The 24137-nt window shown below is 61.1% G+C and carries 25 protein-coding genes; 14 read left to right on the top strand and 11 right to left on the bottom strand.

Features of this window, described 5'->3' with window-relative positions; genetic code table 11:
- Nucleotides 1-66: 66 nt before the first annotated feature.
- Both HX873_RS12205 and HX873_RS12210 read left to right on the top strand, forming a co-directional pair.
- Complete coding sequence (locus tag HX873_RS12205; RefSeq protein ID WP_177036278.1) at nt 67-966, top strand: DMT family transporter; 900 nt, start codon at nt 67-69, stop codon at nt 964-966.
- A gap of 160 nt (nt 967-1126) precedes the next feature.
- On the top strand, nt 1127-1456 hold the full coding sequence (locus tag HX873_RS12210; RefSeq protein WP_177122723.1) for a YXWGXW repeat-containing protein: 330 nt from the start codon (nt 1127-1129) through the stop codon (nt 1454-1456).
- Between the two features lie 15 nt (nt 1457-1471).
- Here the strand turns inward: HX873_RS12210 and HX873_RS12215 are convergent, their stop codons facing one another.
- The 3 genes from HX873_RS12215 to HX873_RS12225 form a co-directional block, all read right to left on the bottom strand.
- The gene (locus tag HX873_RS12215; protein ID WP_168197525.1) at nt 1472-1846 is read right to left on the bottom strand and encodes a hypothetical protein; all 375 of its coding nucleotides are present in this window, start codon (nt 1844-1846) and stop codon (nt 1472-1474) included.
- Nucleotides 1847-1920: 74 nt separating this feature from the next.
- Nucleotides 1921-2316 (bottom strand): PIN domain-containing protein, encoded by a 396-nt coding sequence (locus HX873_RS12220; protein ID WP_177122724.1) that lies wholly within the window; start codon nt 2314-2316, stop codon nt 1921-1923.
- Nucleotides 2313-2627, bottom strand: a complete 315-nt coding sequence (locus HX873_RS12225) for an AbrB/MazE/SpoVT family DNA-binding domain-containing protein (RefSeq protein ID WP_003218872.1) — start codon at nt 2625-2627, stop codon at nt 2313-2315. The genes HX873_RS12220 and HX873_RS12225 overlap by 4 nt, the downstream gene beginning before the upstream one ends.
- A 98-nt stretch (nt 2628-2725) precedes the next feature.
- Between HX873_RS12225 and HX873_RS12230 the strand changes: the two genes are divergently transcribed.
- Complete coding sequence (locus HX873_RS12230) at nt 2726-3118, top strand: RidA family protein (protein ID WP_003218870.1); 393 nt, start codon at nt 2726-2728, stop codon at nt 3116-3118.
- Nucleotide 3119: 1 nt separating this feature from the next.
- On the opposite strand, the gene ppnN is transcribed toward HX873_RS12230, so the two are convergent.
- Both ppnN and HX873_RS12240 read right to left on the bottom strand, forming a co-directional pair.
- Nucleotides 3120-4493: a nucleotide 5'-monophosphate nucleosidase PpnN gene (gene ppnN / locus HX873_RS12235; protein ID WP_088424477.1), complete on the bottom strand. Its 1374-nt coding sequence runs from the start codon at nt 4491-4493 to the stop codon at nt 3120-3122.
- Between the two features lie 147 nt (nt 4494-4640).
- Nucleotides 4641-5465, bottom strand: a complete 825-nt coding sequence (locus HX873_RS12240) for an aspartyl/asparaginyl beta-hydroxylase domain-containing protein (RefSeq protein ID WP_177046062.1) — start codon at nt 5463-5465, stop codon at nt 4641-4643.
- 385 nt (nt 5466-5850) lie between these two features.
- On the opposite strand from HX873_RS12240, the gene fabV reads away from it, so the two are divergent.
- Both fabV and HX873_RS12250 read left to right on the top strand, forming a co-directional pair.
- Nucleotides 5851-7044, top strand: a complete 1194-nt coding sequence (gene fabV / locus HX873_RS12245; protein ID WP_003218863.1) for an enoyl-ACP reductase FabV — start codon at nt 5851-5853, stop codon at nt 7042-7044.
- 100 nt (nt 7045-7144) lie between these two features.
- Nucleotides 7145-7768, top strand: coding sequence for an HAD family phosphatase (locus tag HX873_RS12250; protein WP_177122725.1), 624 nt, complete (start codon nt 7145-7147; stop codon nt 7766-7768).
- Here the strand turns inward: HX873_RS12250 and HX873_RS12255 are convergent.
- Nucleotides 7765-8670, bottom strand: a complete 906-nt coding sequence (locus HX873_RS12255) for a LysR family transcriptional regulator (protein WP_102368413.1) — start codon at nt 8668-8670, stop codon at nt 7765-7767. The two genes, HX873_RS12250 and HX873_RS12255, sit on opposite strands and share 4 nt — an antisense overlap.
- A 103-nt stretch (nt 8671-8773) precedes the next feature.
- Between HX873_RS12255 and HX873_RS12260 the strand changes: the two genes are divergently transcribed.
- Complete coding sequence (locus tag HX873_RS12260; RefSeq protein ID WP_177122726.1) at nt 8774-9943, top strand: aspartate aminotransferase family protein; 1170 nt, start codon at nt 8774-8776, stop codon at nt 9941-9943.
- Nucleotides 9944-10008: 65 nt separating this feature from the next.
- On the opposite strand, the gene punR is transcribed toward HX873_RS12260, so the two are convergent.
- Nucleotides 10009-10941 (bottom strand): DNA-binding transcriptional activator PunR, encoded by a 933-nt coding sequence (gene punR / locus HX873_RS12265; RefSeq protein ID WP_177122727.1) that lies wholly within the window; start codon nt 10939-10941, stop codon nt 10009-10011.
- A 122-nt stretch (nt 10942-11063) separates the two neighbouring features.
- Here punR and punC point away from each other — a divergent pair, with 122 nt between their 5' ends.
- Complete coding sequence (gene punC, locus HX873_RS12270; RefSeq protein WP_008437667.1) at nt 11064-12257, top strand: purine nucleoside transporter PunC; 1194 nt, start codon at nt 11064-11066, stop codon at nt 12255-12257.
- On the opposite strand, the gene HX873_RS12275 is transcribed toward punC, so the two are convergent.
- Nucleotides 12254-13087, bottom strand: coding sequence for a nucleoside-binding protein (locus HX873_RS12275; RefSeq protein ID WP_177122728.1), 834 nt, complete (start codon nt 13085-13087; stop codon nt 12254-12256). The genes punC and HX873_RS12275 overlap by 4 nt on opposite strands.
- Nucleotides 13088-13231: 144 nt before the next feature.
- Complete coding sequence (locus HX873_RS12280; protein WP_177040078.1) at nt 13232-14182, bottom strand: LysR family transcriptional regulator; 951 nt, start codon at nt 14180-14182, stop codon at nt 13232-13234.
- A 172-nt stretch (nt 14183-14354) separates the two neighbouring features.
- On the opposite strand from HX873_RS12280, the gene HX873_RS12285 reads away from it, so the two are divergent.
- Nucleotides 14355-15866: a nucleobase:cation symporter-2 family protein gene (locus HX873_RS12285; RefSeq protein ID WP_177122729.1), complete on the top strand. Its 1512-nt coding sequence runs from the start codon at nt 14355-14357 to the stop codon at nt 15864-15866.
- A 116-nt stretch (nt 15867-15982) separates the two neighbouring features.
- Here the strand turns inward: HX873_RS12285 and HX873_RS12290 are convergent, their stop codons facing one another.
- Together HX873_RS12290 and HX873_RS12295 are read right to left on the bottom strand one after the other, a co-directional pair.
- Nucleotides 15983-16915, bottom strand: a complete 933-nt coding sequence (locus HX873_RS12290; protein ID WP_003218843.1) for a proline iminopeptidase-family hydrolase — start codon at nt 16913-16915, stop codon at nt 15983-15985.
- A gap of 94 nt (nt 16916-17009) precedes the next feature.
- Complete coding sequence (locus tag HX873_RS12295; protein WP_008437673.1) at nt 17010-17774, bottom strand: LuxR family transcriptional regulator; 765 nt, start codon at nt 17772-17774, stop codon at nt 17010-17012.
- A 182-nt stretch (nt 17775-17956) separates the two neighbouring features.
- Here HX873_RS12295 and HX873_RS12300 point away from each other — a divergent pair, with 182 nt between their 5' ends.
- From HX873_RS12300 to HX873_RS12325, 6 genes are read left to right on the top strand one after another with little or no spacing between them, the layout of a single operon-like run.
- A complete protein-coding gene (locus tag HX873_RS12300; protein WP_003218840.1) occupies nt 17957-18844 on the top strand; it encodes a proline iminopeptidase-family hydrolase in 888 nt (295 codons plus the stop codon).
- 3 nt (nt 18845-18847) lie between these two features.
- Entirely contained in the window at nt 18848-19795 is a 948-nt protein-coding gene (locus HX873_RS12305; RefSeq protein ID WP_003218838.1) for an ABC transporter permease, read from the top strand.
- Nucleotides 19792-20649, top strand: a complete 858-nt coding sequence (locus tag HX873_RS12310) for an ABC transporter permease (RefSeq protein WP_003218837.1) — start codon at nt 19792-19794, stop codon at nt 20647-20649. The genes HX873_RS12305 and HX873_RS12310 overlap by 4 nt, the downstream gene beginning before the upstream one ends.
- Nucleotides 20646-21602 carry an ABC transporter ATP-binding protein gene (locus HX873_RS12315; RefSeq protein ID WP_102368420.1) on the top strand — a complete coding sequence of 319 codons (957 nt, stop codon included), beginning with the start codon at nt 20646-20648 and terminating at the stop codon, nt 21600-21602. The genes HX873_RS12310 and HX873_RS12315 overlap by 4 nt, the downstream gene beginning before the upstream one ends.
- Nucleotides 21599-22570, top strand: coding sequence for an ABC transporter ATP-binding protein (locus HX873_RS12320; protein WP_087693677.1), 972 nt, complete (start codon nt 21599-21601; stop codon nt 22568-22570). The genes HX873_RS12315 and HX873_RS12320 overlap by 4 nt, the downstream gene beginning before the upstream one ends.
- Before the next feature lie 51 nt (nt 22571-22621).
- The gene (locus tag HX873_RS12325; protein WP_177122730.1) at nt 22622-24097 is read left to right on the top strand and encodes an ABC transporter substrate-binding protein; all 1476 of its coding nucleotides are present in this window, start codon (nt 22622-22624) and stop codon (nt 24095-24097) included.
- Nucleotides 24098-24137: the final 40 nt, after the last annotated feature.

Genomic DNA, 24137 nt, shown 5'->3' on the forward strand with positions numbered 1-24137 from the left:
TATTCAAATATACAGAATCATGCGCGGCACTTAGCCTTTTGGTCAATCAAGCGAACCGGAGGCTCAATGAAGCGATCAACCGTGGGGCGGTTGCTGTTACAGGCGGTGTTCGTGCTGTCGTGGAGTTCGGGGTTTATCGGCGCGAAACTGGCGACCCGGAGTGATGGCGTGTTCAACGTGCTGTTCTGGCGTTTCTTGCTGGTGTCGTTGTGCCTGGCGCTGTTTTTGAACGTGCGGCTGCTGAAGGTTTCCTGGGCACAGATCCGCCATCACGCGGTGGTGGGTTTCCTCTCGCAGTTTCTCTATTTGACCTGTGTCTACGTGGCGATCCAGAACGGTTTGCCGCCGGGGATTGCGGCGATCATCGCGGCCCTGCAGCCATTGATGACGGCGGCGCTGTCATCGGGTAGCCACGCCGAACGCAGCGGCGGCTGGCAGTGGCTGGGGTTGATGATCGGTTTTGCCGGCGTGTCGATCGTCATCTTCGGGCAATACCGCAACAGCGGGGCCGAAGTCGGGTGGGTCATGTATGCATTGCCCCTGGTGTCGGCACTCGGTCTGACCGTGGCCACGCTGTACGAACGGCGGGCGGCCCGCACTGATTCCGGCGACCTGAGCCTGGCGTTGTTTATCCAGTCGTTGCTGACCTTGATCGGCTTTGCTGCAGCGGTGCTGTACACCGATACGCTGAGCATTCCGCAGACCCCCGACGTATTGATCTCCATCGTTTGGCTGACGGTGTTCTCTACCTTCGTGGCTTACCTGAGCCTGTGGATGTTGTTGCGCGTAATGACGGCTACCCATGTGGCGACATTGGTGTACCTGGAGCCTCCCGTGACACTGGTGTGGGCGGCACTGATGTTTGGCGATGAGATTCATGCGTCGACGTATGCAGGGATCTCCGTGGTGGTGGCCGGGCTGATTCTGGTGCGACTGAAACAGCCGGTCGCAGTCTGTGCCTCTTGAAAAGGTCAGTTTTTCTTTACCTGCTGTCTGCCCGTGGGTTCAGCAAGCTGACAGTTGGCACCTGTTAAAAAGTCTTATGGCCAAGCAGGAGCGCGGCTGGAACAAGGGGGCATTTTTTTTACCGGTATAAACGCTGGGCGGTCACGCCCGAGGATTCTGTATGTTGTTACGTTATGCGGCATTGGCGGCTTTGGTCGTCGCGGCTTCCGGGTGTGTAGAGGAGCGGGTCGTGCATGATCGACGACCGGTGCAGCGTGATTATGTAGAAGTCGTCGCGCCGCAACCGCCGCCGGTGCAGGTCATCGAGGTCGAGCCCGAAGGGCGGCCAGGTTACCTGTGGTCGCGTGGCTACTGGCGTTGGGAAGGCGGGCGCTATGTGGCGGTTCACGGCCACTGGGAGCCGGTACGGCCAGGTTATCGTTATGTTCACCCGCATTGGGAGCAGCGTAACGACGGCTATCACTGGCAGGGCGGCGGTTGGGTTCGCTGACCGTTTTCCGATGGCTTAAATCGGCTTCTTCGTACCCAGAAGCCGAACTTCCCTGAGCAGCGCCGCGCCCAACTGGCCGGTGCCAAGCTCCTTGTAACCTACCGCTTTAACATCGCCATTCTCTTCCGCCTGGATGAGGATCACCGGTGTTTCCTTGCCGGTGCCTTCGTCGACATGCATGGCGTACTGCGGGATATCCAGCTTGATCGGCGTGCCTGCCGCCTTGCCCTTCACATTGATCAGAAACGCCGCACAACCGGTGTCCACATCCTGACTGGTAGCGGAGCGACCGCTGACGAAGCAGGTGTCGGGCAGGTCGGGCCAGGTGATGGCTTCGGCGAGGGTCAATGGGGACGTTAATGCCAGGCCGGCGAGAAAAAGCGTGCGCACGTTGGTCTTGTCTCTGGATAAAGTCAGTAATGGCATTTTCTACCAAAGCCTTGACGCTTCTGCAACGCGACGCCTCAGGTCAGCCGCCGCATGCCGGTAGCCTTGGCCGCGCTGACATCAAATGTCGCCGTATATTCACAGCCTGCTGCGTGGGCGCAGCGTTCAATCAGGCAGTCGGCGAAATCGGCCCTGGTGCTTGTAAATCGCCGGAGTGCCTGCCAGATAACGTCGGCGTGCTCTACGGTCAGTTCGCGGGTACGCAGCAGCGTCTCCAGGACCGCAACCACTTCACTCTTGGCTGACTGGTAACTGGACTGCAGGACCCACACCAGTTCCATCACTGAAACCAGGCTGACAAAACCCGGCGAGGCAGTGGTGAGCGACTCGATCAGTCTGGATGCCTTTGGCGATTGGACGGGATCATCCTGGGTGACGTAACGCACCAGCACATTGGTATCCAGTCCAATCATCGTGCTTTGGCTCCCTGTGCAGCGATGGCCAGGTTCATTTCTTCGATGCTGACGGGCTTGGCGGGTTTGCGGATCAGCCCTTTGAGGTCCAACACAGTCTTGCTGGCCGCGATGATCGCAAACTTGCCCTCTTCCATTTCGACGAATTCGACCCGGTCGCCAGTGTTCAGCCCAAGTGCGGCCCTGACTTGAACGGGAATGGTTATTTGGCCTTTTGAAGTGAGTGTGGCGGTAGCCATGTTGAAAGCCTCTCTCGTGATACTCCTTACCTTAGGGTAAGGAATAGTGGAGGGCAAGATCCATTGGTCCATAGGTTACTCATCTGGCGTGGGTGGGTCGGAACAGGTAAAACGATAGTCCGAACGTTTCCCGTCGACACGCCTGAAACCAGCCTTAAGAGATACAACATATGACCGACCGCCACCTCATCATCCCCACTTCCATGCACCCCATCGTCGAGCGCGCCGGCTACGTCCCGGCGGTAAAAGTCGGCAAGACCCTGTACTGCGCAGGGCAGGTCGGCCGCACGGAACACCTGGAAGTCATCACCGATCCCGAGGCACAGTTCGTCGCCGCCTGGGAGAGCCTGCGCCTGGTATTGGAGGAGGGGGGCTGTACGTTTGAAGACGTGGTCGACATGACCACCTACCACGTGAACATGAGCGAGCACATGGCGGTTTTCCGTGAAGTGAAAAACCGCCTGTTCCCTCGCGGGTTGTGCGCCTGGACGGTCATTGGCGTATCAGAACTGGCCAACCCAGGCTTGCTGCTGGAGATCAAGTGCGTAGCGGTTCAGCGCTGACTCACTGCACCACGCGGTAGCACGGCACGTAGGCGGCGCCGCCTGGCAGTTTCATCCGGTGCTGCTCTACGAACGCCTTCAGCAACTCATCTAGCGGTTTCATGATCGCCGGGTCGCCATGAATCTCATACGGCCCGTTCTGCTCGATCAGGCGGATGCCCTTGTCCTTGACGTTGCCGGCCACAATCCCCGAGAACGCCCGGCGCAGGTTGGCCGCCAGTTCATGGGGCGGCAGCGCGTGGCTCAGTTGCAGGCTGGCCATGTTGGCGTGGGTCGGGTCGAACGGGCGCTGGAAGCCCTCGTCGATCTTCAGCAGCCAGTTGAAGTGGAACGCGTCGTTGCGTTCGCGGCGGAACTGTTTGACCGCTTTCAAGCCGGCGGTCATCTGCCGGGCCACCTCAGCCGGGTCGTCAATGATGATCTGGTAGTGAGCCTGGGCCGCTTCGCCCAGGGTCGCGCCGACGAACGCGTGCAACTGTTGCAGGTACGGCGCGGCGTGTTTCGGCCCGGTGAGGATCACCGGGAACGGCACGTCGCGGTTGTCCGGGTGCATCAGGATGCCCAGCAGGTACAGGAACTCTTCGGCGGTGCCGGCGCCGCCCGGGAAGATGATGATGCCGTGGCCGACGCGCACGAAGGCTTCCAGGCGCTTTTCGATGTCCGGCAAAATCACCAGCTCATTGACGATCGGGTTCGGCGCCTCGGCGGCGATGATCCCCGGCTCGGTCAGGCCCAGGTAGCGCCCGCCGGTAATGCGTTGCTTGGCGTGGGAAATGGTTGCGCCCTTCATCGGGCCTTTCATCACGCCGGGGCCGCAGCCGGTGCACACGTCGAGGCTGCGCAGGCCGAGTTCGTGGCCGACTTTCTTGGTGTATTTGTATTCTTCGGTATTGATCGAGTGCCCGCCCCAGCACACCACGATCTTCGGCTCGACGCCCGGGCGCAGGGTACGGGCGTTGCGCAGCAGGTGGAACACGTAGTCGGTGATGCCCTGGGAGCTGCTCAGGTCGATGCGCTGGCTGTCCAGTTCGTTTTCGGTGTAGACGATGTCACGCAGGGCGCTGAACAGCATCTCCCGGGTACTGGCGATCATTTCACCATCGACGAACGCGTCAGCCGGTGCATTCAACAGTTCCAGGCGCACGCCACGGTCCTGCTGGTGGATGCGCACTTCGAAATCTTTATAGGCGTCGAGGATGGTCTTGGCGTTGTCGATGTGCGCGCCGGTGTTGAGGATGGCCAGGGCGCATTGACGGAAGAGGGTGTAGATGCTGCCGGTACCGGCTTCGCTCAGTTGCTGGACTTCACGTTGCGACAGCGTTTCAAGGCTGCCTTTAGGGCTTACGGAGGCATTGATGACTTGTCTTTGGGGCATTCTGATTCCCTGAAAGCACAGCCACCGGACCATGCATGGCCAGTGGCTTGAGGATAGTGCGCGCCGTTTTCGGTCGCATTGGACTGGCATTTTCCCCGGCACTGGAGCCGAGCGCAAACACCGTCGCGCACCATCATGCCGCAGAAGTTACTGAATCAGCTTCCAGTTTTTGTAGAAAAACCGACGCAGGGTAAAGACTGCTCCGGCAAAGCCCGCGATCAGGCCGTTGAGCACCGACGGCACCAGGGTTGGCCGCACGATGTCGATGAACAGGCAGTAGCGCTTGGCGTCGTTCTTGTTGAAGGAGGCATGCATCAGCGTGTCATCGAAGATAAACAGCGGATCATCGTGCCAGTAGTGTTTGTGCTTGCCGACCTGGATGTAGACGCCATCGTGATGGGGCGCCGGTGCCATGTTGTAGAGCACGCGGAACATCATGCGCAGCGGGCCGAAGTGAAACGAGGTGGAACGGTTTTCGTTGAATACCGACACGCCGATGGTTTTCACGTAGGGCAGTTTTTCCCGCAGTTGCGGGATATCCAGGGTGGTCTCGATCGGGCGGCCGTACCACTGGAAAAACAGCATGCCGCGTTTTTTCTCGGCCATGCGCTCGTCCAGGTACTGAATGATCTCGTCTTTGTTGGCCATGGCGTCGTCGATCACCTTTTGCAGGTCTTCGCGCCAGGCCGGCGGCAGGTCGTTCATTTTATAAACGTGGCGATTGCGCTGGCTCATCAGGTCAAACAGCGTGTTGAACGGCGCCAGCAACCAGGTATTGCGGCCGTTGCCGATGAAATACTTCTTGATGGTCGCGCCGTCGTACAGGCCATTGCGCAGGAAATCGTACAGGCCGCAGAACACCACCAGCAGCAGAAACACCAGGGTGGTCTTGGGGAAACAATAAATGAACAGCAAGACGCCAAGGACCCAGGCGGCGGACGCCAGGCGTTTGCGGATGACACTCTTACTCATGAAACTGGGCTCCATCGGGCAGTTTTCGATTGCTTCAAAACCGTCTGCGATTGACTGGCCGGCCAGGCAAAGGAGTCAGTCAACCCGTGGGGCATCATGCCTGAGCTGAAACATATCGAAATAATATGGTCATGATAGGGTGTTATCGCCCTCACGTGGCGTTTTAAATGCTGGAAATTTGTGAAGTCACTGCACAGATTTTTACCGCTGTCCCCCTAAAATGCCTCGGCGGATGGCCAGGCTGGCGGTGTTGCGGATAGCATTTTGTGAACAGAAGATTTGCGACTATCGTGACGCTTCGGTTTTCCGGGCGTCATAGACCCGTACGATTGACGCTGTAATGGCCACCATTGGCCTTCGGCACCTTGGAAGAGGCAGAAATTTTATGATCATCAAACCGCGGGTTCGTGGCTTTATCTGTGTGACCGCTCACCCGGTTGGCTGTGAAGCGAATGTCAAAGAGCAGATCGACTACGTGACCGAACACGGTGCCATTGAAGGCGGCCCGAAAAAGGTGCTGGTCCTCGGGGCTTCCACCGGCTACGGCCTGGCCGCGCGCATCAGCGCTGCCTTTGGCTGCGGCGCCGACACCCTGGGCGTGTTTTTTGAGAAAGAAGGCGAAGAAGGCAAGCTCAGCTCTGCCGGCTGGTACAACAGCGCCGCCTTCGAGAAGTTTGCGCTGGAAAAAGGCCTGTACGCCAAGAGCATCAACGGCGATGCGTTCTCTGACGAGATCAAGCGCCTGACCATCGAAACCATCAAGAAAGACTTGGGCAAGATCGACCTGGTGGTCTACAGCCTGGCCGCGCCACGCCGTACCGACCCGCAAGGCGTGGTGCACAACTCCACCCTGAAGCCGATCGGCAAGGCTGTGACCCTGCGCGGCATCAACACCGACAAGGGCGTCGTGGTCGACACCACCCTCGAACCGGCCACCCAGGAAGAAATCGACGGCACCGTGAAAGTCATGGGCGGCGAAGACTGGCAGCTGTGGATCGACGCCCTGCGTGACGCCGACGTGTTGGCCGAAGGCGCCAAGACCACTGCGTTCACCTACCTCGGCGAGAAGCTGACCCAGGACATCTACTGGAACGGCTCCATCGGCGAAGCCAAGAAGGACCTCGACAAGAAAGTCCTGACCCTGCGCGAAAACCTCGCGGCGCTGAAAGGCGACGCCCGTGTGTCGGTACTCAAGGCAGTAGTGACCCAGGCCAGCTCGGCGATCCCGATCATGCCGCTGTACCTGTCGTTGCTGTTTAAAGTGATGAAAGAGCAGGGCACCCACGAAGGTTGCATCGAGCAGGTCTACGGCCTGTTCAAGGACAGCCTGTATGGCAAAGAGCCCAAGCTCGACGCCGACGGCCGCCTGCGCGCCGACCTCGCGGAACTTGAGCCTAAGGTTCAGGACGCGGTAGCGGCCCTGTGGAATCAGGTCTCCGATGACAACGTCAACGAGATCAGCGATTTTGCCGGCTACAAGGCGGAATTCCTGCGCCTGTTCGGTTTCGAGATCGACGGCGTGGACTACGACGCTGACGTGAATCCGACCGTGAAGATCAAGGGCCTGATTCAGGCTTAAGCGTTTGCGGTAACGAAGAAGCGGCCTCCAGGGGCCGCTTTTTTGTGCGCGTCATGCCAGACTGCGGCCGTTATCACACCCACGCTAACGGAGGATCTACATGACGATTCGTGCAGTCGTTTTTGATTTCGGCGGTGTCCTGTTCGACTGGAACCCGCACCATCTCTACCGCCAGCTGATTACCGACGACCGGGAGCGCCAACGGTTCCTGGACACCGTCTGCACCCAGGCCTGGAACACCGAGCAGGACGCCGGGCGCAGCCTGGCTGAGGGCACCCGCGCGCTGATCGCCGAACATCCGCAGCATGCACCAATGATCCAGGCGTACTACGACCGCTGGCACGAGATGCTGCGTGGTTCATTGCCGGAGGGCGTGGCGATACTCGAAGCGTTGCATGAGGCGAAGATGCCGCTGTTCGGCCTGACCAACTGGTCCGCCGAGACCTTTCCCTATGCCCGCGCCCACTATCCCTTCCTGCAGTATTTTCGCGACATCGTGGTGTCCGGCGAAATCAAGCTGATCAAGCCCGATCCTGCTATTTACCACGCCAGCCTGGCGCAGGTGCGCGCCCATTTGCCGGATATCCAGCCGGGTGAAGTGGTGTTTATTGACGACGTAGCCGGCAATACCGAGGCGGCCACTGCGCTGGGTTGGCAGGGGATTCACCACGTGTCTGCCGCGCAGACCCGTGAGCGCTTGATCGAGCTGGGGGTGAGCCTCTAGCGCGCCCATTTCTCCATGACGAAGTCCACAAACGCCCGCAGCTTGGGCAGGCGATAGCGGTCCTGGGCGTACAGCAAATGCATGGGCCGGCTGGGCAGTTGGTAGTCCGTCAGTAATGCCACCAGTTTCCCGGCCCGCAGGTCTGGCTCGACCAGGGCGTCAGGCAGCATCACGATGCCCATGCCTTCCAGGGCAGCCTGGCGCAAGGCCTGCGAACTGTTGATGGTCAATGAGCCGGAAACCGGAATTTCCACTTCGCCCTCTGCACCGCGCATTCGCCACAATTTGTCGGCGTTGCGCCAATCGTCGGTCGCCGGGTAAGCGAACGCCAGGCAGTCATGTTGCTGCAGGTCATCGGGGCGTTGAGGTGTGCCACGGCGCGCCAGGTACTCCGCAGAGGCGCAGAGGGTGATGGTGTAATCCTGCATGGGGCGGGCAATCAGGCTTGGAGCGTCCAGGTCGCCCAAGCGGATGGCCACGTCGAAGCCGCTGTCGACCATGTCCATCCGCTGGTTGCTCAGCACCACGTACAGCTTGATCTGTGGGTAGCGCTGGGAAAATTCGCTGAGCGCCGGTGCCAGGCGTTCGGTGCCAAAGGCCGGTGGTGCGGTGATCCGCAGCAGCCCCTTGGGCACGTCACTGTTGGCTTGTTCGGCCATCTGCTCGGAGTCGGCCACCAGGCCCAGCACCTCCAGGCAACGCTGGTAATAAATCCCGCCAAACTCGGTCAGGCTTTGCTTGCGCGTGGTGCGCTTGAGCAGGCTGACCCCCAGCCTTTGTTCCAGCGCGCGCAGGTGATTGCCGACCATGGTGGTGGACATGCCGCACGCCTGCGCCGCCGCCGTCATGCTGCCGGCTTCCACCACTTTTACGTACACCGTCATCGCCTGGAACAGATCCATTATCAAACCCTGATTTAAAGTGATCGCAGTGTTGTGCAGTTTATCCAGCTCGGGTGGCTAACGATACTGGTGCCATCACTACGATGCACTGGAGCCTGATGCCATGACCGCCGCCTGCCTGATGACCACTTATCAACCGTCGCCCCTGAGCTTTACCCGTGGCCTTGGCACGCGCCTGTGGGACCAGCAGGGCCGTGAATACCTGGATGCGGTGGCAGGTGTGGCGGTGACCAACGTCGGTCATTCCCACCCGCGGCTGGTAGCGGCCATCAGTGAGCAGGCCGGTTTGCTGCTGCACACCTCCAACCTCTATAGCATCGACTGGCAGCAGCGCCTGGCCCAGCGCCTCACCCGGCTCTCCGGGCTGGACCAGGCGTTCTTCAACAACTCCGGTGCCGAAGCCAACGAAACGGCGCTGAAGCTGGCCCGGCTGCATGGCTGGAAAAAGGGCATCGAACAGCCGCTGGTGGTGGTGATGGCGAATGCCTTTCACGGGCGCACCCTGGGCACCCTGTCCGCCAGCGACGGGCCGTCCGTGCGGTTGGGATTTCAAAAACTGCCGGGGGACTTTATCAAGGTCGGCTTCGGTGACTTGAAGGCGCTGGAGGCCGTGACCCGGGAGTTTGGCCCGCGCATTGTTGCGGTGCTGCTTGAGCCGATCCAGGGCGAAAGCGGCGTGCAAGTCGCGCCGCCGGGCTATCTGAAAGCCTTGCGCGAGCACTGCAGCCGGCAAGGCTGGTTGTTGATGCTCGATGAGATCCAGACCGGGATCGGCCGCACGGGGCGCTGGTTTGCTTTCCAGCATGAAGGCATCGTGCCTGACGTGATGACCCTGGCCAAAGGCCTCGGCAACGGTGTGCCGATTGGCGCGTGCCTGGCCCGGGCCGCTGTTGCGCAACTGTTTACCCCCGGCAGCCACGGCAGCACCTTCGGCGGCAACCCGCTGGCCTGCCGTGTCGGTTGTACGGTGCTGGAGATCATCGAAGAACAAGGCCTGCTGGACAACGCGGCGCAACAGGGTGAGCGGCTGCTGGCGCGCCTGCGGGTGGAATTGAACGAGCATCCCCGGGTGCTGGCGATTCGCGGGCAGGGGCTGATGATCGGCATCGAACTGGCAACACCTCACCGCGACCTGGCCCAGCGCGCGGCGCAAGAGCATGGCCTGCTGATCAACGTCACCCGGGGCAAGATCATCCGCCTGCTGCCGCCGCTGACCATCGATGCCAAGGAAGTGGAGATGATCGTACGCGCACTTTCCCGGCTTCTGGACTAAACACGGATGAGGCTGACGCGGAGCGTCACTGGCTGCATTCCCACGCAGAGCGTGGGAACGATCAGTCAAACGGGGTAGCCGGAGCCCACCTGCACCCCGTTCAGCCATTCCTGATTCAGGGTCTCGGTATCCCCCAGGTAATCCAGCAACCAGGCCATGGCCGGCGACAGTTTGTTCTGTGCCCAGGCCACGCACGACGGGCTGGCAGGGAAGGGCCGGGACAGTTGCAGGGCGCTCAGCTCGCCGCGCTCGATCCACGGCTGCACCAAGTGCGCCGGTGCCATGCCGACGCACAAGCCGTCCCGCAGGCAGTCAATCGCCGAAGCCCAGTGCGGCACCACCAACCGGCGCTGGTTATCCAGGGTCCAGGTGTCGCGCTTGGGCAGGTTGCGCGAGGTGTCGGTCATGCACAGGGAGGCGAAGGGCCGCAATTGGTCATCGCTGAGCAGGCCTTCTTCCGCCGCCAGCGGATGCCGGCTGCTGACCACGCACAGCCAGTTCAGCAGGCCCATGTCGCGAAACGTGAATTGACTGGCCACCGGCACCGCGCTGGTGGCGCCGATCACGATGTCGGTGCGGTCGTCGGCCAGGGCATCCCACACGCCGTTGTACACCTCGTATTCCATCAGCAATTCCACCTCCGGGAACTGCCGATAGAAATCCAGCACCAGTTGCCGGCAGCGCTGCTGTTTGACGATGGAGTCCACCGCGACCTTCAATTGGCCACTCCAGCCATTGGCCACTTGCTGGCATAGCCGACGGGTGCCGAGCATTTTTTTCATGACGCCCCGGGTCTCGTCGACGAACAATTTTCCGGCGGGTGTCAGCTCTACATCCCGATGACGTCGGACAAACAGCGGCACCGCCAGCCATTCTTCGATTTGCCGCACCGTGTAGCTGATGGCCGATGGCACGCGGTGCAGTTCCTGGGCGGCGGCGCTGAAGCTGCCGTGGCGGGCCACCGCATCCACCACATCCAGGGAGTATTCAGACCACATGGGGGTTGCCTTCAAAAATATTGATAAGAGTGTTCAATTATTATCGCTTCACAGGGAAATGCTCAGCTTCATAATAGGCGCCAGTCAGCAAATAGTTTGATGGCAGGTTATACAAGGCTTCAATGAAAAATTCTTTTGGATTCACCTGGTACCTGGCGGGGCTGAGCATGCTCGGCTATCTGGCCATGGATATGTACTTGCCGGCGTTTGGCGCCATGGGCGAGCAACTGCAGATTTCCCCCGGCGCGGTGGGCGCGAGCCTGAGCATTTTCCTCGCCGGCTTTGCCGTCGGGCAGTTGCTGTGGGGGCCGCTATCCGACCGGTTGGGACGCAAGCCGGTGCTGCTTACGGGCCTTTCCCTGTTTGTGCTCGGCTGCCTGGGGATGTTCTGGGTCGAGACCGCACCGCAGCTGTTGGCCTTGCGTTTTGTCCAGGCGATTGGCGTGTGTTCCGCCGCCGTCAGTTGGCAGGCGCTGGTGATCGACCGCTACCCGGCGGACAAGGCCCATCGGGTGTTCGCCGGCATTATGCCGCTGATGTCACTGTCTCCGGCCCTGGCGCCATTGCTGGGAGCGCTGATGCTGAATCACTGGGGCTGGCAGGCGATTTTCGGTGTGTTGTTGGTGGTTTCGCTGCTCCTGCTGCTGCCTACGTTGTTTCTCAGGCCGCTGCCCAAACGCCTGACAACCGACGGCGAACCGTCCCGACTCGGCTATGGGCAATTGCTCAAGTCGCGGGTGTTCACCGGCAACGTGATGATCTTTGCCGCATGCTCGGCCAGTTTTTTCGCCTGGCTTACCGCCTCGCCGTTCATCCTTGGCGGGATGGGCTACAGCCCGAATGACATCGGCTTGAGCTACGTATTGCCAACGCTGTCGTTCCTGATCGGTGGCTACAGTTGCCGCAGTGCGTTGCAGCGGTTCCAGGGCAAGACTTTGTTGCCGTGGCTGCTGCTGGCGTACTGCATCAGCATGGTCGCGCTGTACCTCGTCGCGACCTTGACCGTGCCGACGCTCGCCACCTTGCTGATTCCGTTCTGCCTGATGGCCCTGGTCAATGGCGCCAGCTACCCGATCGTGGTGGCGAATGCACTGATGCCGTTTGCGGAAAATTCCGGCAAGGCGGCGGCATTGCAGAACACCTTGCAGTTGGGGTTGTGCTTCCTGGCGAGCCTGATCGTGTCGTCGATGATCGACCAGCCGCTGTTGATCACTGCGATCGTGATGCTGGCGACCGCGCCATTGGCCGTGTTGGGCTACTGGCTGGCGCGGCCGAAGGTTGACGATGGCGATGCCGACCTGGTGCGCGCCCGCTAGAACGTCACTTCCATGTTCACCGTCGGCGTTGACGTGCGGCTACCCCGGCCGCCGTCCACGCCGAACTTGTTATGCCAATACTCATAGCCGACGCCCAGGTAGAGATTGGGCTTGACGCTTTTGCCCGGGCGCACCGCCACCATCAGCGCGGTGCGCATCAGGGTTTCCGGCGCGGTGTCGCGGCCATGGAAGTCTTCGCCCTTTTCCCCGACGTGATTGATAAACCCCTGAAACTTCGCCCCGTGGTTGCCGATATCGAAAGGCCGCATCCAGGTCAGGTTAAGCATGTAGGTATCGTCGAAGGTGTGATCGGGTTCTTTCGCGCCAGGGATGCCGGAATGGTTTCTTTCCTTGTAGTACATCAGGCTCAGGTCCAGCACGCCGACGGTGTTGAACTTCAAGGTCGGGCCAATCACCAGCGCGCGTTTTTTCGCCGACGCCAGGTTGTTGTTGCGGTTGGCATCAAAGCCGAAGGTCAGTGCGTAATCCTTGATCACCCCGGTGCCCAGCGGCACATCGAATACCCGTGAGGCGTACAGCTGGTGCCGGTACACCGCATACACTTCGCTGCCGCCGTGGTCGGTACCCTTGCGCGGGTCGCGGCTGTCGGACAGGAACACATCGAGGTTCAGGTAGTTGCTGCCGTACTGGTAGCCGCTGGCGTGGGTGAAGCTGTAGATGCGCTTGCTGAATTCATCCGGGTTGTTCGGGTTGGTGAACTGCTGGCCGTAGCGAAATCCCAGGCTGTTGTTCATCCATTCCAGCGCGACAGCCTCCCCGCCGCCGAACAATGTGAGTAATACGGTTGCGCCGTGCAGTGCCTTTTTCATTGTTTTAATTCCTTTGGCGTTTTGGCTCATGGCGACCGCGCAAGGGTCGCCGGGCGCAGTATCGGCACATCCGTTGTAGGTTCCAAAGAACAGAATCTCGCCTGGGCCGATGCCGAAACGGCAGCACTGAAACTGGCCTGAGAGTCAGGAAATACGCGGCGCCCAGGGTGTTTCCTGATGTTCGCGCAAACTGATTTCTTCACTGAGCAGATGGGCCATGGCTTGCACCGCCATCGGCAAGTCCCGGTCTTTGCGGGCGTACAAGCCCAGGTCGCTGAAGATCCCGCCCTGGTCGCTGAGCGGAATGTGCAGCAGTTCACCGCGGGCTAAATCCACCTCCACGCCAATGCGCGTCTGGAACGCGATGCCCAGTTGCTGGCGCGCCAATTGCCGGGCCAGCTCCATCGAGTTGCTGTGCAGCAGTGGCTTGTTCGTCGCCGCCGAACGCTTGTGCAGCGGTGCGATCAGGTGGTGAACCGAGAGCTCGCTCTTGGCCTGGATCACCCCGTGTTCACAGCAGCGCGCGTAACTCACGCTGCTTTCACCGGCCAACGGATGCCCCGGTGCCATCAACGCCCCCAGGCGGAAATGGCCGACACACACCTGGATGGTTTCGCTGCTACGCGGTAAGGCAAAGGCCAACCCCAGGTCAGCCTGGCCGTTGACCACCGCACCGGGAATCGATTGCGAACCTTGTACCGTGACGCCAATGGTCACTTTCGGATAACGCTCACGCATGCGCTTGAGGGCGGCGGGCAGCAGCTCCACAGTGGCGCCTTCCACCGTGGCGATTTCCACGTGGCCGGTCTGCACACCGTTCAAGCCATCCAGTTCACCGCGCACGCGCTCCACGTCCTGCAACAGGAAACTCACGTGGCGGGTCAGGATTTCCCCGGCCGCCGTCAGGCGCAGGCCGCCGGGCAGGCGCTCGAACAGCGCCGCGCCCACCTCGTCTTCCAGCTTGAGGATCTGCCGGTTCACCGCCGAAGACGCCACGTTCAGGCGGCGCGCGGCTTCGCGGATCGAGTGGCAGCGGCGAACCATGTCGAAGTAGTAAATCGCCGGGGCGTGGATGCGCAGCTTGCGGTTGAGCATTTTTTTCAAGTCCTTGTGCGCAGCGCTTCGAGCCACGGGGCAGGGCGGCTGAATGGATTTTTGTAACGGCGTTCAGGGTGTTCTTGTGAAAATGATTGTATACAACTCTATGGACATCCAATCTTTCTATTGCATACAGTGAGTGCACAACAAAAACAGAGAACCCCTCACCATGACTATCCCGAAGGCGTCACCGCAGCGGCCAGAAGATGAGAATCTCGGCGTCGCGGCCAACATGGCTTACGGCCTGCAGCATGTGCTCACCATGTACGGCGGCATCGTGGCTGTACCGTTGATCGTCGGCCAGGCGGCCGGGTTGTCGCCGGCCGATATTGGCCTGCTGATCGCTGCCTCGCTGTTTGCCGGCGGCTTGGCCACGCTCCTGCAAACCCTGGGCCTGCCGTTTTTCGGCTGCCAGTTGCCGCTGGTGCAAGGGGTGTCCTTTGCCGGGGTGGCGACCATGGTGGCGATTGTTGGCAGCGACGGTGCGGGTGGCATCCCGGCGATTCTCGGGGCGGTGATGGCCGCCTCCCTGATAGGCCTGCTGATCACCCCGGTGTTCTCGCGAATCACCAAATTCTTCCCGCCGCTGGTCACCGGGATTGTGATCACTACCATCGGCCTGACGTTGATGCCCGTCGCCGCCCGCTGGGCCATGGGCGGCAACAGCCGCGCCGCAGATTTCGGCAGCATGCCGAACATCGGCCTGGCGGCGCTGACCCTGGTACTGGTATTGCTGCTGAGCAAGATCGGTAGCGCGACCATCTCGCGACTGTCGATCCTGCTGGCGATGGTGATCGGCACGGTTATCGCGGTGTTCCTCGGCATGGCTGACTTCTCCAGCGTGACCCAGGGCCCGATGTTCGGCTTTCCCACACCCTTCCATTTCGGCATGCCAACCTTCCATCTCGCGGCGATCATTTCCATGTGCATCGTGGTCATGGTGACCCTGGTGGAAACCTCGGCGGACATTCTTGCAGTGGGTGAAATCATCGACACCAAGGTCGACTCCAAGCGCCTCGGCAATGGCCTGCGTGCGGATATGCTGTCGAGCATGTTTGCGCCGATCTTCGGCTCGTTCACCCAGAGTGCGTTTGCACAGAACGTCGGGCTGGTGGCGGTTACCGGGGTCAAGAGCCGTTATGTGGTCGCCACCGGTGGGATATTCCTGGTGATCCTCGGCCTGCTGCCGTTCATGGGGCGGGTGATTGCGGCAGTGCCGACTTCGGTGCTGGGCGGGGCCGGGATCGTGCTGTTCGGCACCGTGGCTGCCAGTGGTATTCGGACCTTGTCCAAGGTTGATTACCGCAACAACATGAACCTGATCATCGTCGCCACTTCCATCGGTTTTGGCATGATCCCGATTGCGGCCCCGAGTTTCTACGATCACTTCCCGAGCTGGTTCGCGACCATTTTCCATTCGGGGATCAGTTCGTCGGCGATCATGGCGATCCTGTTGAACCTGGCGTTCAACCACTTCACTGCGGGCAACTCGGACCAGCAGTCGGTGTTTGTCGCCGGGACGGAACGCAGCCTGTGCTTCCAGGATGTGGCGGCGTTGCGGGACGGGGATTACTTCAGCGGCGGCAAGCTGTTTGATGCCGAGGGCAAGGAGATTCCGTTGCTGGAGGAAGTGCCGAAGAGAGCGGCCGTGCACGGCAGGGCACAGACCAGCGAGGTGTAACAGCCACAAAGAGTCCAATGTGGGAGCGGGCTTGCTCGCGAAGGCGGTGTGTCAGTCGCTAAATATGCTGACTGATCCACCGCCTTCGCGAGCAAGCCCGCTCCCACATTTTGATCTCAGCCAGTCTTGAGCGTTCTGTGGGGCACGGAACAAGCCTCATCCAAAAACTGCACCACCGTCCCCATGCACGCCTGCCGCTCTTCAACATGCGGCATGTGGCTGGAGTCTTCGAACAGCGCCCAGCGCACATCGGCGATCTCATCCAGGAACGGCTTGACCACCAGCGGCGTGGCCTCGTCATGGCGACCGGAAATCACCAGGGTCGGCACATTGACCTTCGACAGCCGGCCGATCACGTTCCAGTCTTTCAAGCTGCCAATCACATGGAATTCCGTCGGGCCGCTCATGGCGTGATACACCGTCGGGTCCGAATCCACCTGGGCGAATGTGCGGGCGACTTCTTCCGGCCACGGATTGACCCGACACACGTGCTGGTCATAGAAAATCCGCGAGGCGGCCAGGTATTCAGGGTCCTGGTAGGTGCCGGCCTGTTCATGCTTGAGCAAGGTCTCGTGCACGCCTTCAGGCAGTAGCTTGCGCAGGCGGTTGGCCTCGGCAACCCAGGTACGCATGCAGGTCGGCGAGTTGGCCGGAATAAATGCACGCAGGCCCTTGGGTTGCAGGATGGCGTGTTCGCTGCCGAGCATGCCGCCCCAGGATTGACCCAGGATCGCGTAGTTGTTGCTGATCTGCAGGTGGTCCAGCAGGTTGTCCAGTTCTTCGAGGAACAAGCCGACGGTCCAGAATGAAGGGTCTTTGTCAGGCAGGTGGGTGGAGCGGCCGTTGCCCAGTTGGTCGTAGTGAATGACCGCGTGGCCACTGGCGGCTACGTCCTTGTAGGCATCGACATAATCATGGGTACAACCCGGGCCACCATGGAGGATGACCAGCGGTGTGAGGCCGCTGTCCAGGTCGCCGGTTACCCGATACCAGGTCTGGTAGTCGCGAAAGGCCGCATAGCCTTCGCGGATTGTTTCGATGAATTCCATTTCGTGCCCTGCCCTGAGAAAAAGTGATCAGGTACACGATAGTCGGCACAGAAAGTTTAAGTAACTAGCAAAACAGCTAGGTTTTTCCTTCGGATCAGTCTTCCAGCAGCCGGTAATGAGTGGCCCTTACCACCGCTTGCACCCGGTTCTTGGCCCCCAGTTTGTGCATGGCCGACGCCAGGTGCAGGGTAACCACTGCCAGGGAGCGGCTCAATTGCGTGGCGATTTCGGCGGCGGTCAGGCCGTCGGCGGCCCATTTCAGGCATTCGCGCTCACGCTTGGTCAGGCGGATATGCGGGTAGGAGCGCAGTTCCTTGCTGAAAAGCGGGTAGGCCGCTTCCTGCAAGGCGTGGGTAATCAGGCTGAATTCCGACAGCGTCTGGCGTGCGTCCTGCAACACGGCGCTGGCCTTGCCGGTGCGCAGGCCGGTCAGCGAGGCGAAGCCGCCACGGGGCAAATGGATCGGCACGCTGACGCCGCAGGTCATCTGGCGGTCGTGCAAGTAGCTGGAAACCGGGGCGTGGCAGGGGTCGATGATTTTTTGCAGCGCGGTATCGGCCTTGGCCTCGTAGGACCACACAAATGGTGAAACCGTCGACAGTGCGAGGTGTTGCACCGGATCGATCTGATAAAAGCCGGAACTGCACCACAGGTTGTACCAGTCGGGCGGGGTATTGCGCAGTTGCAGCACAGAAGGGGTGATCAGTGCACCATTATGGTCAATGGGCACGGGGGTGTAGTCGTAGACCAACGCATCAAAACCCAGGTCCTGGGCCAATACGAGGGTGTTGTCCATCTGTTCATCCAGGCTCCTGCCGGGGATGAGACGGTCATTAAACGCAGTTAGCCTGGCCAGCATCCGTTCTGCTCCCGATTTCATTTGAATCTCGTCTTGCTGCAAGTAGAATGCCACGCCCCGGCGAAGGACTGCCAGACCAAACCTATAAGAATTACCAGGTTATGGACACGCGGCATCCTCGGTAGTGTTGGCCTCTAAACGGCCACTCTCCACAGGGCCGACACACAACAAGGAATGTATGCATGTGGCGTGAAATTGCCCCCGACCAGCGGTACAACGTGCAGGTCGATGGCCACAACCTCGTGGCCTATAGCTTTGGCGAAGGCGATGAGGTGTTGCTGTGCCTCAATGGCGGCCCCGGGCTGCCTTGCGATTACTTGCGCGACGCCCATGGCTGGCTCAAGGACAACGGCCTGCGAGTGGTTGCATTCGACCAGCTTGGCACGGGCGCTTCAGCCAGACCGACCGATGTTTCGCTGTGGGAAATCAGCCGTTATGTCGAAGAAGTCGAAACCGTGCGCCAGGCCCTTGGCCTTGGCCGCGTGCACTTGCTGGGGCATTCCTGGGGCGGATGGTTGGGCATCGAGTACGCCATTCACTACCCCGATGCGCTGAAAAGCCTGATTCTGGAAAACACCGTCGGCGACATTCCGCACCTGTCCCTCGAGCTGGAACGCCTGCGCGGCGCACTCGGTAGCGAAACCGTGGCGATGATGCAACGCCATGAAGCCATGGGCACCCTCGATCACCCGCAGTACCAGGCCGCCATCACCTTGCTCAACTACCGCCACGTCTGCCGCCTGGACGAATGGCCGGCGCCGGTCCAGCGTTCCCTCGGCGACTGGAACATGGGCCCCTACGAAACCATGCAGGGTCCCAACGAATTTCTCTACATCGGCAACCTCAAGGACTGGAACCGCATCCCCGAGATGGCCGATTTCAAGATGCCGATACTGATCACCACCGGCCAGCACGACGAACTGACCCCGGCCTGCGCCATGCGCATGAAAAGCGCGGCCCGGCACGCCGAGCTGCACGTATTCCCCAACAGCAGCCATATGCCGTTTTACGAAGAGCCCCAGGCATACTTCCCGGTGCTGCTGGACTTCCTCGCTCGTCATCGAGGCTGACGGATGAACCTGGCGCGTTACCGTTTTGTGCTGTCCCGGCCGCTGCAATTGCTGCCGGTGCTGTTTGGCATCAGCCTGATCACCTTTGTGCTGGTGCGCTCGATTCCCGGCGACCCGGCGCGGGCCCTGCTGGGTTCGCGCAGCACCCCGGACGCCTTGCTGAAGATCCGCGCCCAGTACGGCCTCGACCAGCCGCTGTGGCTGCAATATTTCTACTTCCTGAAAAACCTGCTCAAGGGCGACCTCGGCCAGTCACTGCTGTACAAGGTCGACGCGCTGAAACTGATCGTCACCCGCATCGAGCCGACCCTGTTCCTGGTGCTCGGCAGTGTGCTGCTGGCGCTGTTGATCGCCGTGCCGCTGGCCACCGTGGCCGCGCGTAATAAAGGTGGCTGGGCGGATAACCTGATCCGGCTGTTCACTACGGTGGGCCTGGGCATGCCGGCGTTCTGGCTGGGCTTGATGCTGATCCTGTTGCTCAGCGTGCAATGGGGCCTGTTCCCGGTCTCCGGGTATGGGCGCACCTGGCTGGACAAGGCGCACCACATGGTTCTGCCGTGCCTGACCATCGCCCTGGCGCTGTCGGCGGTGCTGGTGCGCAACCTGCGGGCGAGCATGTTGATGGAGTTGCAGGCTGACCACGTTACCGCCGCCCGGGCGCGAGGTTTGTCGGAGGCGGCGGTGTTTCGTCGTCATGTGCTGCCCAATTCCCTGGTGCCGGCGGTGAACCTGCTGGCGGTGAACATTGGCTGGCTGATCAGCGGCACGGTGGTGATCGAAAGCCTGTTTGCGATTCCCGGCATCGGCCAATTGCTGGTGCGCGGCATCTTCACCCGCGACTACATGGTGGTGCAGGGCGTGGCGATGGTGCTGGCCTGTGCCACCGTGCTGGTCAACTTTGTTGCCGATGTGGTGACGGTCACGCTGGACCCGCGAGTGAAGATGCAATGAGCAGCCGCCCATTGATCGCCCCATGGCGCCTGCGCCTGCGCTTTGGTTTTCGCAATGGCCGGCTGACGGCGGCCTGGGGCCTGTTGATTCTGCTGACATGGCTGGCGCTGGCCGTGTTCGCCCCCTGGATCGCACCCTTTGATCCGATTGCGCAAAACACCGATATCAGTTTGCTGGGCCCCAGCCAGGCCCATCCATTTGGCACGGACAACTACGGGCGAGACATCCTTTCGAGGGTAATCTGGGGTGCACGCATCGACCTGCAACTGGCGGTGGTGGGGGTGATCTTTCCGTTCCTGATCGGCACCTTCGTCGGTGCGGTGTCCGGCTACATCGGCGGGCGTTTCGACAGCTTCTGCATGCGGGTGATCGACGTGATCCTCGCGTTCCCTTTCCTGGTGCTGATGCTGGCGATCATGGCCATTCTCGGCCCGGGTTTGAAAAGCTTTTATATCGCCATGGCACTGGTGGGCTGGGTGTCCTACGCGCGGCTGATCCGCTCGCAGATCCTGGTGCTCAAGGAAAGCGACTTCGCCCTGGCCGCCAAAAGCCTGGGCTTTGGCCATGGGCGCATTCTATTCCGGCATTTGTTGCCCAACGCGATGTTCGGCTCGATTGTGTTCTCGATGTCTGACGCAGTGCTGGTGCTGCTCAATGGCGCAGCGGTGAGCTACCTCGGCCTGGGCGTACAACCGCCGACCGCCGAGTGGGGCACCATGGTTGCCGAAGGCCAGGCGTTCATCACTACTGCCTGGTGGATTTGCACCTTCCCGGGCCTGGCCATCGTGACCCTGGCCATGGGCTTCAGCCTGCTGGCCGATGGTGTGGCGCAAGTGCTGGGGGATCGCTCATGAGCCTGTTGCAGGTGCAGGACCTGAGCGTCATCGCCAATAACACCGGGCGCGACGTAACGTTGGTGGACCGGGTGTCGTTCGACCTGGCCGAAGGTGAGATCCTCGGCCTGGTGGGCGAAAGCGGTTCGGGCAAGACCATGGCCTGTCGCGGGCTGATGCGCTTGCTGCCGTCCCCGAGCCTGCGGGTGCAGGGCGGTTCGGTGCGCCTGGCGGGCCAGGACCTTCTGCAGCTGGATGACGCCGGCATGCGCGCGGTACGCGGTGGGCAACTTGGGATGATTTTCCAGAACCCCAGCAGCCACCTCGACCCGTTGATGCGCATCGGCGAGCAGATCGCCGAAGGCATCCGACTGCACCAGGGCGCGTCGAAAAAGGAGGCGCGCTTGCAGGCTATCGAAGTGCTGCGCCAGGTCGGCATTCCCGATCCCCAGGCGCGGATCGACAATTACCCCCACGAGTTTTCCGGCGGCATGCGCCAGCGGGCAATGATCGCGGTGGCCCTTGGCTGCAATCCCAAGGTGCTGATTGCCGACGAACCGACCACCGCCCTCGACGTGACCGTGCAAGCCCAGATTCTGCGGCTGTTGCTGGACCTGCGGGACCAGCGTGGCCTGTCGATCATCATGATCACTCACGACCTGGGCGTGGTGGCGCAAACCTGCGACTCCATCGCCGTGATGTACGCCGGGCGCCTGTGCGAACACGGCAGCAAATACGAGCTGCTGGCACACCCGCAACACCCTTACACCGCCGGCCTGATCGAGTGCCAGCCCGCCACCAGCAGCGGCCACGCCCTGTTGCGCACCATCGCCGGCCAACCGCCATTGCTCGACGCATTGCCCAAGGGCTGCCGGTTCAACCCGCGCTGCCCGCAAGTCGGCAGCTTGTGCACCGAGCTGCTGCCGGAAGGCGCGCGGGTGGCCTGTCACTATCCCCTGGGAGTTCGCCCATGACGTTGTTGCAGGTGAATGACCTTGAGGTGCGTTTCGCCGCCGCCGGCAGCGGCCTGTTCGGCCTGAATAAACAGTGGGTGAGGGCGGTCAACGGGGTGTCGTTGACCCTGGCCGCCGGTGAAACACTGGGTTTGGTGGGCGAGTCCGGCAGCGGCAAAAGCACATTGGGGAGGGCGATCCTGCACCTCAACCCCATCAGCGCCGGGCAGGTGGTGTTTGACGGCATCGACATGGCCCACGCCGGGCCGGTCGATATCGCCCGTTTGCGGCACGAGACGGCGATGATCTTCCAGGATCCCTACGCGGCCCTGAACCCGCGGCTGACCATCGGCGAAACCATTGCCGAAGTCCTGCGGGTGCAGCGCAAGGTGGCGCCAGAAAACATCCCACGCCGGGTCGACGAATTACTCGACCTCGTAGGCCTGCGCCCCGAACTCGCCAGCCGCAAGCCCGGCTCCCTGAGCGGCGGCCAGTGTCAGCGCGTCGGCATCGCCCGGGCACTGGCAGTGGAGCCACGGCTGATCATCGCCGACGAATGCGTGGCCGCCCTGGATGTGTCGATCCAGGGCCAGATCATCAACCTGCTGCTGGAACTGCAACAGCGCATGAACCTGGCGATCCTGTTTATCGCCCACGACCTGGCCATCGTCCGCCGCCTGTGTGATCGGGTGGCGGTGATGTACCTGGGGAAAATCGTCGAGGAAGGCCCGGTGGAGGCAGTGTTCACCACGCCCCGTCACCCCTACACGGCGGCGTTGATCCAGGCGATCCCGGAGATTGATCCGTACCGCCCGCTGCCCAGCGAGCCCTTGCCGGGCGAGCCACCCAGCCCGTTGAGACTGCCCAGCGGTTGCGCCTTTCACCCGCGTTGCCGACATGCACGCGCCGTGTGTGCCGAGGTATTGCCGCCGACTCACGTTGTGCAAACGCATCGGTACAGTTGCGTGCTTGAAGAACCTTTGCTTTGAACCCTTCCTGCCGATCATGAACAACCGCCGTTATAGACAAGGAGTTATGACATGCAATCCCGTCACTTGAAGTTGCTCGCCGCCGCCACACTCACCGCCTGGTCGCTGACCGCCGGTATTGCCCACGCCGCAGGTGTGCTGACCATCGGCTGCCGCGAAGACAGCACCACGTTTGACCCGATCAAAAGCGCGCAGAACCGCGATACCTGGGTGTTCGCCAACGTCTACGACACCCTGGTGCGCGTGGACAACCTGGGCACCAAGATGGAACCGGGGCTGGCAGAAAGCTGGGACATTTCCAAGGACGGCCTGACGTACACCTTCAAGCTGCGTGCCGCGAAGTTCTCGGATGGCTCGCCGATCACCGCCGACGACGCTGCCTTCAGCCTGTTGCGCATCCGCGACAACAAGGCCTCGCTGTGGAGCGACCCGTTCAGCCTGATCAACACCGCCAAGGCCAGCGACCCGCAAACCCTGGTAGTGACCTTGAAAACCCCGGCAGTGGCCTTCCTCTCGCAACTGGCTTCGCCGACGGTGTCGATCCTGTCGGAAAAAGCCATGACCAAGATGGGCGAAGACGCCTACTCGGAAAACCCGGTGACCTCCGGCGCATTTACCGTGGACGAGTGGCGCAAGGGCGATCGGGTGATCCTGAAGAAGAACCCGAACTTCTGGCAGGCCAGCAACGTCAGCCTGGATGGTGTGGAATGGGTCTCCGTCACCGACGACAACACCCGCATGCGCATGGTGCAGAACAATGAGCTGGACACGGCGATCTTCGTCCCGTTTTCCCGGGTTGAAGAGCTGAAAAAAGACAAGAACGTGGTGGTGCACTCCGACCCGTCTACCCGTGAAGATCACTTGTTGATCAACCACGCCCACGGCCTGCTGGCCAAGCCGGAAGTGCGCCAGGCGCTGGACATGGCCATCGANNCCGTGGCCTATTCCTACATCCCAAAAGGCTCGCTGTACCACTACGCCAACAACCTGCAACGCCCGTATGACCCGACCGAAGCCAAGAAGCTGCTGGCGGCTGCCGGCGCCCAGGATTTGAAGCTCAACTATGTGGTCAACGCCGGCAACGAAGCCGACGAGCAGATTGCGGTGATGATCAAGGATCAACTGGCCAAGGTCGGTGTGACGGCCAACCTGCAAAAGGTCGACCCGACCCAAAGCTGGCAGATGCTGGTGGACGGCGATTACGATATTTCGGTGATGTACTGGACCAACGACATCCTCGACCCGGACCAGAAGACCACCTTCGTGCTGGGCCACGACACCAACCAGAACTACATGACCCGCTACAAGAACGACAAGGTCAAGGACCTGGTGGCCGCGGCGCGGATCGAGGCGGATCCGGTCAAGCGTGAGCAGATGTACGTCGACCTGCAGAAAATGGCGAAACAGGATGTGAACTGGATCGACCTGTACTACAGCCCGTACATCAACATCTCACGCAAGAACGTGAGCAACTTCCTGCAAAACCCGCTGGGGCGCTTCACGCTTGAGGAAGTGGTGAAGAACTAAGTTCTAGAGAACACCGCAATACAAATGTGGGAGCGGGCTT

This window comes from Pseudomonas sp. P7758 (genome assembly GCF_013386485.1).
Classification (GTDB): domain Bacteria; phylum Pseudomonadota; class Gammaproteobacteria; order Pseudomonadales; family Pseudomonadaceae; genus Aquipseudomonas.